Below are 11,909 nucleotides of genomic sequence, written 5' to 3' on the forward strand. Positions count from 1 at the left end.
CAGGTCCGAGGCTAGAGCAGGTCCAGCCCGTCGCAGCGCACCTGTACCGGTTCCGCCAAGCGCCGGGCGGAGACGGCCGCCTTCCGGGCCCGCAGCGCCTGGGTCACCGTGTTGCCCTGCCGGTAGGTGAAGAACAGCAGCGTCCGGTGCGTTCCCGCCGATCCGGGGAGCGGCAGCTCGGCCGGTCCCACCGTCCGCACGTCGTCCGGAAGGTCGAGGCCGTCGAGGAAGACTTCGAGGCTCTCCGCGGCACCGGTCAGCGCGGCGATCCGCACGGCCGGCGGCAGCTGCAGTTCGCGGCGCAGCTCCAGCTCGCGCGCGGCGGCTCCGGCGGGGTCCCACCGCACAAGGTGCCCGACCACGGCGTCGTGTTCGGCCGTGATCACGACGACGCCGCCCTCCTTCGCCGGCCGCACCAGTGAGGCTGCGATGAACCAGCGGCGCAGCGCATCCTCGGAAGCGCGCAGGGATTCCCGGGCCAGCATGGCGTTGCCGTCCAGCAGCAGCGCCGCAGCGTAGCCGCCATCCACCGCGGGCTCGGCGCCGGGCGTGGCGACGACCAACGTGCGTCCCGCCTGGATGCTCTGTTTGATGTGCTCCCCGGCCGAGGAAACCACCGCGGCCCCCGGAAAGGCCCGGCCGAGTTCCTCCGCTGTGCGCGACGCTCCGACCACCAGCGCACGCAGCCGGGGCGATCCGCACTCGGCGCAGCGGTGCCCGGTGGCGAGACGCCCGCACCAGCGGCATGCCGGCACTCTGTCACGCCCGGTCTGCGCGAGCGGGCCCTGGCACTGGCTGCAGCGGGCCGGCGTGCGGCACTCCTGGCAGGCAAGCGCCGGGGCGAAACCGGTCCTGGCCACCTGCACCAGCACCGGGCCGCGCTCAAGCCCCTCGCGCGCCGCCTGCCAGGCCGCATGTGGCAGCCGCGCGTGCCGCAGCAGCGGGTCACGTTCCTGCTGGAAGGAATCCGCCGTGTTGACCACCCGCGGCGCCGCTGCCCGCACCGCCGGCCGCTCCGGCTGCAGCGGCTGCGCCCAGCCGGCTTCCACCAGGCGCTGGCTTTCGGTGCTGCGGCTGATGCCGCCGAGCAGCACCGCGCAGCCGGTCTGTTCCGCGCGCAGCAGCAGTACGTCCCGGGCATGCTGGTACGGGGCCCGTTGCTCCACGTGGAGGTCGTCGCCGTCGTCCCAGATGGCAGCCAGTCCCAGGTCGGCCACCGGCGCGAAGGCCGCCGACCGCGTGCCGATGGCCACCCTTGCCTGGCCGTGCACGAGCTGGAGGTAGTTCCGGTAGCGAGGCGTCGGCCCGTCCTCGGCGGTCAGGCGGACAAAGCCGTCCGCGCCGATGCTGCGTTCCAGCTCCGCCGCGAGCACCGACAGGTCCTTGGCGTCCGGCACCACCACGACCGCCCCGCGGCCGCTGGCATAAGTCGCGTGGACGGCTGCGGACAGCTGCGCCGCCCAGGAGGCGGCGCCATAGGATTTGTGCGCCGACAGGACCGCGCGGGGCGAGCCTCCGGCGGCCAGATGGGCCAGGAACGCGCCCGCGGCCGGATAGCCGGCAAAAGCCACGGCCGCGTCGGGTGCCTCTCCGCTCGGAGCGCCAATCGGAGCGCCGTGCGTTTTGTGCGCCGCCGGATCGAGGGCGTCCGCCGTGTTCGAGGCGTCCAGTACGTCCGTCGCCGTCCCCGCCTGCGCTCCGGTTGCCTCCGCTGCCGGCGGAAACTCCTTATCCACGCGGGCCACGCGCGGCGGGACGGCGGCGCGTACGACGTCGCTGACGGTACCGGCATAGCGCCGGGCGACGGCCTGCGCCAGCTGCAGCAGCTCGGGCGTCAGCACGGGTTGGGGCGAGACGACCTTGGCCAGGCGGCTCAGTTTGATGCCCTCCGCCGCCTCGGTCTTGCGGCGCGTGATGTAGCCGGTGACTTCCTGGGCGCCGAAGCGCGCCTTGATCCTCGCGCCGGGCACCGCGTCCGCCGCGAGTTCCGCCGGCACCAGATAGTCGAAACCGCGGTCGAGGTGCGGCACGGCCGATTCAATCAGGACTTCAGCCACCGGGTCCTGGGCGGCCGGCAGCGTGGTGCCCCGGGGCTTCGCCGGTGCGCCGAACCCCTGCAGCAGGGACAGTTGGACGGCCCCGTCCGCTCCTGGCTCCTGCGCCATGTGGCCCCGGCTACGCGTTGAAGAAGCTGCGCAGCGCGTCCGCGCGGTCCGTGCGCTCCCAGGTGAAGTTGTGCTGCTCCCGGCCGAAGTGGCCGTGGGCGGCGGTCTGCAGGTAGATCGGCCGCTTCAGCTGCAGGTCATTGATGATGGCCAGCGGGCGCAGGTCGAAGACCTCGTGGATGGCGTCGGCGATCCGCAGCGGGTCCACCGTCTCCGTGCCGAAGGTCTCCACATAGATGCCGACCGGACGCGCCATGCCGATGGCGTAGGCGATCTGGATTTCCGCGCGCCGTGCCAGGCCGGCGGCGACCACGTTCTTGGCGACCCAGCGCATGGCGTAGGCAGCCGAGCGGTCCACCTTCGACGGGTCCTTGCCGCTGAACGCGCCGCCGCCGTGGCGGGCCATGCCGCCGTAGGTATCCACGATGATCTTCCGGCCGGTCAAGCCGGCGTCCCCCACCGGGCCGCCGATGACGAATTCGCCGCCCGGGTTGAGGATGTGCCGGACATTCGAGATGTCAAGGTTTGAGGCAGCCAGCACCGGCTCGATCACCTTGGCGCTCACATCGCGGCCCAGGTGCTCCAGGTCCACGCCTGCCTCGTGCTGGGTGGACACCACGACCGTGTCCACCGATACCGGCTTGTCGCCGTCGTATCCCACGGTGACCTGGGTCTTGCCGTCCGGGCGGAGGTAGGGCAACACGCCGGCCTTGCGGACTTCGGTGAGCTTCTCGGAGAGCCGGTGGGCCAGCCAGATCGGCGCCGGCATAAAGACATCAGTCTCGTCGCTGGCGTAGCCGAACATGATGCCCTGGTCCCCCGCGCCCTGCGCGTCATAGTCGTCCACCAGCAGGCCCTGCTTGGCCTCCCAGGAGTTGAAGACGCCCGAGGCGATGTCCGAAGACTGCTGGCCGATGGAGACCGAAACGCCGCAGCGGGCGCCGTCGAACCCCTTGTCCGAGGAGTTGTAGCCGATGTCGAGGATGGTGTCGCGGACGATCTGCGGGATCTCCACGTAGCCCTGGGTGGTGACTTCGCCGGCCACATGCACCAGGCCCGTGGTGGTCAGGGTTTCGACGGCGACCCGCGACTCGGGGTCCTCGCGCAGGAGGGCGTCGAGGATCGCATCCGAAATCTGGTCGCAGATCTTGTCCGGATGGCCTTCCGTGACGGACTCGGACGTGAAAAGCCGCAAGGGGGTAGCTGAAGAAGTCACAGCCCTACTTTACTTGCTCCCGCCGACGGTTCCGTGCGCGGGCCCGTCAGCCCAGTTCTTCGGCCACGCTGGCGATGATCGCCCGGGCCGCTTCGTCCTTGGTGCCGCTGAAGGTCTGCGGCTCGCCACCGTTGCGGTGCAGGATGCTCACGGCGGTCCGGTCCTGCCCGAAGACGAGGTCCTGCCCCACCTGGTTGAGCACCAGCAGGTCGCAGCCCTTGCGCTCGAGCTTCTGCCGCGCGTATTCGAGCACGTCGCCGCGGCTGTCCCCGGTCTCGGCGGCAAAGCCGACAATCAGGGCCGGGCCCGTGCCGCTGTCCCGGCGCTGCTGCACCAGCTCCTGCAGGATGTCCGGATTCCGCACCAGCGTGATCACCGGATCCGCCGCGTCGTCACGCTTCTTGATCTTGGTCCGGGCCTGCTCGGCCGGCCGGAAATCGGCGACCGCGGCGGCCATGATGACCACGTCTGCGCGTCCCGCGGCATCGAGCGCGGCGGAACGCAGCTGCAGGGCCGTCTCCACGCGGGCGGTCTTGACGCCCTCCGGCGGTGCGACGTCCATGTGCGCGGCGATCAGCTCCACCTCGGCACCCGCCGCGGCCGCCGCCCGGGCCAGGGCAACACCCTGCTTGCCGGAGGAGCGGTTGCCCAGGTACCGGACCGGATCCAGCGGTTCCCGGGTGCCGCCCGCCGTGATGACGACGCGCTTGCCCAGCAAGGGCGCGGAAGCAGCATCCGGCGTCGGAGCCGCGGCGACCTGTTTGAGGGCGAAGGCGAAGATGTCCTCGGGATCCGGCAGCCGCCCCGGACCGGTGTCCGTTCCGGTGAGCCGGCCGCTGGCCGGATCCATCACGACGGTTCCGCGGCTGCGCAGGAGGGCGACGTTGGCTTCGGTGGCCGGGTGCTGCCACATCTCCGTGTGCATGGCCGGGACCATAACGACGGCGGCGCGCGTCACCAGGAGCGTATTGGTCAGCAGGTCGCCGGCCAGCCCGGCGGCCGCCTGGGCCAGCAGGTCCGCGGTGGCGGGGGCGACGACGACGAGGTCCGCTTCCTGTCCGAGCCGGACGTGGTTGACCGTGTCCACGGCGTCGAAGACGGTGGTGGAGACGGGACGGCCGGACAGGGCCTCCCACGTCGGACGGCCGACGAACTGTTCCGCGGCCGCCGTCGGGATGACCGTGACGTCATGCCCGGCTTCCTTAAAAAGCCGGAGCAGGAATGCGGACTTGTAGGCGGCGATACCGCCGCCTACGCCTAGGATGATCCGCATGCCTGCTCCGCCAGGTCCGCTTCGCGGGCCTGCTAGTCGTTCTTCTCTACCGGCTTGGAAACCAGCAGCCCCTCGTTGATTTCGCGCAGGGCGATGGAGAGCGGCTTCTCGTTCAGCTTGGTGTCCACGAGCGGGCCGACGTACTCGAAGAGCCCTTCATGCAGCTGGGAGTAGTAGGCGTTGATCTGGCGGGCGCGCTTGGCACCGTAGATCACCAGGGCATACTTCGAGTCCGTCGTCTCCAGCAGGGAGTCGATCGGCGGATTGATGATGCCTTCGAGGTTGGTCGACACGTATTCTCCAAAAATTCTGTAGGTAATCCTGCGCTGCTTTTCCGGTGCCTAACGCGGGTTCGGCACGAGTCCCATCAGCGAAACGAGCTCTTCCGCCGCCCGTTGGACGTCGTCATTAATGACGGTGTGGTCGAATTCGGATTCGGCAGCAAGTTCCAGTTTAGCGGTTTCCAGCCGCTGCTGCTGTTCCTCGGGTGTTTCCGTGCCTCGGCCCACGAGCCGGCGCACCATTTCCTCCCAGCTTGGAGGCGCCAAAAAGACGAAGTTTGCGTCCGGCATGGTCTGCTTGACCTGCCGCGCTCCCTGGAGGTCGATCTCCAGCAGGACCGACTTGCCCTCGGCCATGGCCCGTTCGACCGTCTCGCGGATGGTCCCGTAGCGGTTGCGCCCGTGGACGACGGCCCACTCGAGCATTGATCCCTTGGCTACAAGGTCATCGAAGTCGCTGGCGGAGACGAAATAGTAATGGACGCCGTTGATCTCTCCCGGCCGCGGAGGACGGGTCGTCGCGGAGACGGAGAGCCAGACTTGGGGGTAATGGTCGCGGATGTAGGTGGAGACCGTACCTTTACCGACGGCGGTGGGCCCGGCGAGGACAGTCAGGGTGGGTTTGTCAGACATGCTTTCCATCTATAGCAGTTCCGCGCGGTTCGAGCAGATCGATCAGCGCCTTACGCTGATGGACCCCTAGACCGCGCACCCGCCGGGTCGGTGCGATCCCGACGGATTCCATGATCCCGGCGGCTCGGACTTTGCCGATGCCGGGCAGTGCTTCCAGGAGCTCGGCCACGCGCAGCCGGCCAATCGACTCCTGGGTCTTGGCCGACTCGATGACTTCGGAGATGCTCGTGCGCCCGTCCTTCAGCTTGGCCTTGGCTTCGGCGCGCTCGGCGCGGGCCGCGGTGGCCTTGTTGCGGGCTGCCGTTCGTTCGCTGTCCGTCAGCGGTTTCAGACTCACAGGCTTCTCCACATCGTTGCGCTGCCGCCGGCCGCGGCATGGAGCTAATCCACTTGCACTGAACCTAGTGGCAAGGCCCCGGGAAAGCAATGCCTTTTCCGGGGCTCACCGGCGCTCCCCGGCTTCAGCCGGCGACCATCTCCAGGGTACGCGCCACAGCCTCGCGAAGGCCTGCCGCATCCGGACCGGCTTTGAGGATATCGCGGCTCGACGTCCCCAGCACCTGGCCGAAGGCAGGACCGAAGGAACGGCGCAGGTCCGCCCCGGTGGCGCCCTGGGCCCCGAGGCCCGGAGCGAGCACCGGGCCGTTCAGGCCGGCCAGGTCGAGGCCCAGCCGGGCGGGTGCGTCGCCGACGGTCGCGCCGACGACCAGGCCGACGGAGCCCAACGTGCCGGCGTCCCGGGCCGCGGCGTTGTCCGCGGCGGCGGCCCGCACGATCCGGCGGGCCACGGAGTCCTCGCCGCCGACGTGCTGGACGCTGGCACCCTCGGGATTCGAGGTCAGCGCCAGGACGAACACCCCGCGGCCGGTCTGCTCCGCCAGGTCCAGGGCCGGCCGCAGCGACTCGTACCCGAGGAAGGGGCTCAGCGTCACCGCGTCCGCGGCCAGCGGGGCACCGTCGGCGAGCCAAGCCTGCGCGTAGGCGGCCATGGTGGAGCCGATGTCTCCGCGTTTGGCGTCGGCAATCGTCAGCACGCCGGCGCCCGCCGCTGCGGCGAGCACCTTCTCCAGGGCAGCCAGGCCGCGCGATCCGTGGCGCTCGAACAGCGCGACCTGCGGCTTGACCGCGGCGGCCTGCTCCCCCACCGCCTCGAGGACGGTGAGGGAAAAGCGCTCCAGTCCCACGGCGTCGTCTTCCAGCCCCCAGGCCTGAAGGAGGCCCGGATGCGGGTCGATACCGACGCACAGCGGGCCGCGCGCGGCCATGGCAGCCTGCAGCCGCGCGCCAAAGCTGGTATGCGGCTCAGGCACTGGTGCCGGCCTTCAGCTTGGCGGCATGCTCCTGCAGGCTGGTGACATCCCACTCGTACTGGCGCATCGCCTCGATGGCCTGGATCGCCGCGCCGAACTCGGCAACCGTGGTGATCACAGGCGTGCCGACCGAGGTCGCGGCGGCGCGGATCTCGTAGCCGTCCCCGCGGGCGTCGCCGCCGGAAGGGGTGTTCAGGATCATGTCGATCGAGCCGTCGGTAATCAGGTCGACGATGTTCGACTCGCCCTCGGCGGTACCCTCGCGCACCTTGCGCACCACGGTGGCCTGGATCCCGTTCCGCCGCAGCACGTCGGCGGTGCCGCCGGTGGAGACGATCTCAAAGCCGAGGTCGGCCAGGTGCTTGACCGGCATGACGAACGAGCGCTTGTCGCGGTTCGCCACCGAGACGAACACCTTGCCGGCCGTGGGCAGGGGGTTGTTGGCCGCAGCCTGGCTCTTGGCGAAGGCGGTGTCGAAGTACTTGTCGATGCCCATGACCTCGCCCGTGGACCGCATCTCCGGACCGAGCAGCGAGTCCACCACGGTGCCTTCCGGCGTGCGGAAGCGGCTGAAGGGCAGCACGGCTTCCTTCACGGCGACCGGGGCCTCCAGCGGCAGGCTGGCACCGTCGCCGGTCTCGGGCAGCATCTTGTATGCGGTCCGCAGCTGGTGGATGGTCACCCCGGTGCCGATCAGCGCCGCGGCCTTGGCCAGCTGCACGCCCGTGGCCTTGGAGACGAACGGCACGGTGCGGGACGCCCGCGGGTTCGCCTCGATCACGTAAAGCACGTCCGAGGCCAGCGCGAACTGGATGTTGATCAGGCCGCGCACGCCGACGCCTTCGGCGATGGCCCGGGTCGCCCGGGCCACGCGGGCCTGGACGTCGGCGCCGAGGGTGATCGGGGGCAGCACGCAGGCGGAGTCGCCCGAGTGGATGCCCGCTTCCTCGATGTGCTCCATGATGCCGCCGACGTAGAGGTCCTTGCCGTCGAAGAGCGCGTCCACGTCGATTTCGATGGCGTCCTCGAGGAACCTGTCCACCAGCACAGGGTGCTCCGGCGTGATCTCGGTGGCGTTGGCAATGTAGCGCGCGAGGTTCGCCTCGTCGTAGACAATCTCCATGCCGCGGCCGCCCAGCACGTAGGACGGGCGGACCAGCACCGGGTAGCCGATCTCGTCCGCGATCTTCTTCGCGTCCTCGAAGCTGACCGCCGTGCCGTTCTTCGGCGCGACCAGCCCGGCGCGGTCCAGCACCCGCTGGAAAGCGCCGCGGTGCTCGGCCAGGTCGATGGCCTCCGGCGAGGTGCCCAGGATGGGGATGCCGGCCTCGGCCAGGGCCTGCGCAAGCTTCAGCGGTGTCTGCCCGCCGAGCTGCACGAAGACGCCCATGACGCCTCCGGTGCGCTCCTCGGCCGCGATGACCTCCAGCACGTCCTCCAGCGTCAGCGGCTCGAAGTACAGCCGGTTGGAGATGTCGTAGTCCGTCGAGACGGTCTCGGGGTTGCAGTTGATCATGACCGTCTCGTGGCCGGCCTGGCGCAGGGCCATGGTCGCGTGCACGCAGCTGTAGTCGAACTCGATGCCCTGGCCGATCCGGTTCGGCCCGGAGCCGAGGATGATGATCGACGGCTTCGCGTGCAGCTCGACCTCGTCCTCTTCGTCGTAGGACGAGTAGTGGTACGGCGTGTAGGCGGCGAATTCGGCGGCGCAGGTGTCCACCGTCTTGAACACCGGGCGGACGCCGAGGGCGTGGCGGACGCCGCGGACCACGGCTTCGGCGGTGTTGGTCAGCTTGCCGATCTGTTCGTCCGAGAAGCCGTGGCGCTTGGCCAGGCGCAGGATGTCTTCCGTCAGCGCCGGGGCCTTGCGGATCTCGGCGGCCACTTCGTTGATCCGCTGGAGCTGGTCCAGGAACCACGGGTCGATTCCGGTGGCCTCGTAGACCTGCTCGACGGTGGCGCCGCCCAGCAGCGCGCGCTGCACCATGGACAGCCGCTCCGTGGAGCCCACCTTCGACTTCTCCAGCAGCTCCGGCACCTCGAAGTCGTTGACCGAGTCGAAGGTCAGCTGGGCGCCCTTCTGCTCGAGCGACCGCAGGGCCTTCTGCAGGGCCTCGGTGAAGTTGCGGCCCAGCGCCATGGCTTCGCCGACGGACTTCATCGTGGTGGTCAACGTCGGGTCGGCCGCCGGGAACTTCTCGAAGGCGAAGCGGGGAACCTTGACGACGACGTAGTCCAGCGTCGGCTCGAACGACGCGGGAGTCTTCTGGGTGATGTCGTTCGGGATCTCGTCCAGCGTGTAGCCGAGCGAGAGCTTCGTCGCGATCTTGGCGATGGCGAACCCGGTGGCCTTCGAGGCCAGCGCCGAAGAGCGGGAGACGCGGGGGTTCATTTCAATAACGACGACGCGTCCGGTGTCCGGCTCGATCGCGAACTGGATGTTGCAGCCGCCGGTGTCCACGCCCACCTCGCGGATCACGGCGATGGCGATGTCGCGCAGGTTCTGGTACTCGCGGTCCGTCAGCGTCAGGGCCGGCGCAACGGTGATCGAGTCGCCCGTGTGGACGCCGACCGGGTCGAAGTTCTCGATGGAGCAGACGACCACGACGTTGTCGTTCTTGTCGCGCATCATCTCCAGCTCGTACTCCTTCCAGCCGAGGATGGACTCCTCGAGGAGCACCTCGCTGGTCGGGCTGTACTGGATGCCGGCGCCGGCGATCCGGCGCAGGTCCTCTTCGTTGTAGGCCATGCCGGAGCCGAGTCCGCCCATGGTGAAGGACGGGCGGACGACCATCGGATAGCCGAGTTCCTCGGCGGCCTTGAATGCTTCGTCCATCGAATGCACGATGACGGACCGCGCCGACTCGGCGCCGCAGCGCTCCACGACGCCCTTGAACTTCTCGCGGTCCTCGCCGAGCTCGATCGCCTCGATGTTGGCGCCGATCAGTTCGACGTTGTACTTCTCCAGCACGCCGTTCTTGTCCAGCGCAATGGCCGTGTTCAACGCCGTCTGGCCGCCCAGGGTCGGCAGCACCGCGTCCGGGCGCTCCTTGGCGATGATCTTCTCGACGACTTCCGGCGTGATCGGCTCGACGTAGGTCGCGTCGGCGAACTCGGGATCCGTCATGATCGTCGCCGGGTTGGAGTTCACGAGGATGACCCGCAGGCCCTCCTCCTTCAGGACGCGCAGGGCCTGGGTGCCGGAGTAGTCGAACTCGGCGGCCTGGCCGATGACGATCGGGCCGGACCCGATAACCAGGACGGACTTAAGATCTTCTCTCTTGGGCATTACTTGGCTTCCTTGGCGTCGATGGTGGCTTTGGAGACATCCGCTGCATCCGTGGACCCGGGCTTCCGCCGTTCCGCTTCCATCAGGTCGATGAACCGGTCGAACAGGTAGGCGGAATCGTGCGGGCCGGCGGCGGCTTCCGGGTGGTACTGGACGGAGAACGCGGGAATGTCGAGGCACGCGAGGCCCTCGACGACGTCGTCGTTAAGGCTCACGTGGCTGACCTCGACGCGGCCGAACCGCTCCTCGGGCGCCTTCGTGGCGCCGTCTGTGGGAGCATCGACGGCGAACCCGTGGTTCTGCGAGGTGATCTCCACCTTGCCCGTCCGGCGGTCCATCACCGGCTGGTTGATGCCCCGGTGCCCGTAGCGCAGCTTGTAGGTGCCGAAGCCCAGCGCACGTCCGAGGATCTGGTTGCCGAAGCAGATGCCGAAGAACGGCAGGCGCGCGTCGAGGACGTCGCGCAGCAGGCCGACCTGGGCGTCGGCCGTGGCCGGGTCGCCGGGGCCATTGGACATGAAGACGCCGTCCGGGTCCAGGGCCTGGATGTCCTGGAGGGTGGCCGTAGCCGGCAGCACGTGGACCTTCACGCCGCGCTCGGCGAAGCGCTGCGGGGTCATGGACTTGATGCCCAGGTCGAGGGCGGCGATGCTGAAGCGCGGTTCGTCCTCCCAGCCGTGGTCGGCGGGGTCGATCACATAGGCGGCGTCGATGCTGACCTCTTCGGCCAGCCGCGAGCCCTCCATGGGCGCCTGCGCCTTGACCTGCTCCAGCAGCTCGGCCTCCGGGCGCTGCGCGTCGGCGCCGGAGAAGATGCCGGCCTTCATCGCGCCGCGTTCGCGCAGGTGCCGGGTGATGGCGCGGGTGTCCACGCCCTGCAGGCCCACGATGCCCTGCTCGACGAGTTCTTCGTCCAGGCTTCGTTCCGATCGCCAGTTCGAGGGCCGTCGGGCGGCATCGCGGACGATGTAGCCGGCTACCCAGATCCGGCGGGATTCCGCATCCTCGCGGTTCACGCCGGTGTTGCCGATGTGCGGGGCTGTCTGGACGACGAGCTGGCGGGCGTAGGAGGGATCCGTGATGGTCTCCTGGTATCCGGTCATGCCGGTGGCAAAAACCGCCTCGCCCAAGGCCGTTCCCTGGGCTCCGTAGCTGCGTCCGCGGAAGACGCGGCCGTCTTCGAGGACAAGCAGCGCCGCCGCAGAAGGAGTGGTTTGGTGTTCAGTCACGATAGATCCTCATCGTTGTCCGTTACAGCAGGTACAAAAGTTCTTAGGTGCTCCAGCATGGGCCGCTTCTCGGCGGCATGCCGATTTCGGAAGGCGGTGTCCACGTCCCGGCCGCCGAGGGACCAGGTGATGACCGCGAGCCCGTCCTTTTCGACGAACTTGCCCACCATGCCGCTCTCGGTGCGGACGCCGCTGATGCCCGACGCCGGGAGGTAAAGGTCCGGGACGCCGCGGCGCTCGATCAGCACGCCCTGAGGATAGACCCGCAGCAGCGCGTTGGAGCGGATGCCGAGGGAGTGGACCGCGAGCCGGTCCAGCCAGTCCCCCGCCGTCGTCGTGACGACGTACTGCCCCTCATACGCCGCGACCGGCGCCGGCAGGTCCTCCGGCACCGCCGGCAGCGGCGCGACATCCTGCTGGCGCTTCAGCCGGTTGCGCCAGCCGAAGTAGACGAGCCCGACGAGCACCACCACCAGGCTCAGCGTGATCAGCCCGGGTCCCAGGTAGTCCACG

At 69.2% G+C, this 11,909-nt stretch carries 10 protein-coding genes; all 10 read right to left on the reverse strand.

Annotated elements, in window-relative coordinates; translation table 11 throughout:
- Positions 1-11: 11 nt before the first annotated feature.
- Entirely contained in the window at positions 12-2,165 is a 2,154-nt protein-coding gene (locus AHIS1636_RS09185) for a primosomal protein N' (RefSeq protein ID WP_264795529.1), read from the reverse strand.
- 10 nt (positions 2,166-2,175) lie between these two features.
- Entirely contained in the window at positions 2,176-3,381 is a 1,206-nt protein-coding gene (metK, locus tag AHIS1636_RS09190; RefSeq protein WP_264795530.1) for a methionine adenosyltransferase, read from the reverse strand.
- A gap of 46 nt (positions 3,382-3,427) precedes the next feature.
- On the reverse strand, positions 3,428-4,654 hold the full coding sequence (gene coaBC / locus AHIS1636_RS09195) for a bifunctional phosphopantothenoylcysteine decarboxylase/phosphopantothenate--cysteine ligase CoaBC (RefSeq protein WP_264795531.1): 1,227 nt from the start codon (positions 4,652-4,654) through the stop codon (positions 3,428-3,430).
- Between the two features lie 32 nt (positions 4,655-4,686).
- Positions 4,687-4,947, reverse strand: a complete 261-nt coding sequence (gene rpoZ, locus AHIS1636_RS09200) for a DNA-directed RNA polymerase subunit omega (RefSeq protein ID WP_005268284.1) — start codon at positions 4,945-4,947, stop codon at positions 4,687-4,689.
- Positions 4,948-4,995: 48 nt separating this feature from the next.
- Positions 4,996-5,568, reverse strand: a complete 573-nt coding sequence (gmk, locus tag AHIS1636_RS09205) for a guanylate kinase (RefSeq protein ID WP_264795532.1) — start codon at positions 5,566-5,568, stop codon at positions 4,996-4,998.
- Entirely contained in the window at positions 5,561-5,905 is a 345-nt protein-coding gene (gene mihF / locus AHIS1636_RS09210) for an integration host factor, actinobacterial type (RefSeq protein ID WP_264795533.1), read from the reverse strand. Before mihF ends, gmk begins: the two co-directional genes overlap by 8 nt.
- A 124-nt stretch (positions 5,906-6,029) precedes the next feature.
- Complete coding sequence (gene pyrF, locus AHIS1636_RS09215; protein WP_264795534.1) at positions 6,030-6,878, reverse strand: orotidine-5'-phosphate decarboxylase; 849 nt, start codon at positions 6,876-6,878, stop codon at positions 6,030-6,032.
- Entirely contained in the window at positions 6,871-10,167 is a 3,297-nt protein-coding gene (gene carB, locus AHIS1636_RS09220; protein WP_264795535.1) for a carbamoyl-phosphate synthase large subunit, read from the reverse strand. Before carB ends, pyrF begins: the two co-directional genes overlap by 8 nt.
- A complete protein-coding gene (gene carA / locus AHIS1636_RS09225; protein WP_264795536.1) occupies positions 10,167-11,396 on the reverse strand; it encodes a glutamine-hydrolyzing carbamoyl-phosphate synthase small subunit in 1,230 nt (409 codons plus the stop codon). Before carA ends, carB begins: the two co-directional genes overlap by 1 nt.
- Entirely contained in the window at positions 11,393-11,908 is a 516-nt protein-coding gene (locus tag AHIS1636_RS09230; protein WP_264795537.1) for a PH-like domain-containing protein, read from the reverse strand. The genes carA and AHIS1636_RS09230 overlap by 4 nt, the downstream gene beginning before the upstream one ends.
- Position 11,909: the final 1 nt, after the last annotated feature.

Source organism: Arthrobacter mangrovi, from assembly GCF_026011795.1.
Lineage (GTDB): Bacteria > Actinomycetota > Actinomycetes > Actinomycetales > Micrococcaceae > Crystallibacter > Crystallibacter mangrovi.

Coding starts and splice junctions, on each gene's coding strand:
- gmk (WP_264795532.1), bottom strand. CDS start 5,568: ATGTCTGACAAACCCACCCTGACTGTCCTCGCCGGGCCCACCGCCGTC.
- carB (WP_264795535.1), bottom strand. CDS start 10,167: ATGCCCAAGAGAGAAGATCTTAAGTCCGTCCTGGTTATCGGGTCCGGC.
- AHIS1636_RS09185 (WP_264795529.1), bottom strand. CDS start 2,165: ATGGCGCAGGAGCCAGGAGCGGACGGGGCCGTCCAACTGTCCCTGCTG.
- coaBC (WP_264795531.1), bottom strand. CDS start 4,654: ATGCGGATCATCCTAGGCGTAGGCGGCGGTATCGCCGCCTACAAGTCC.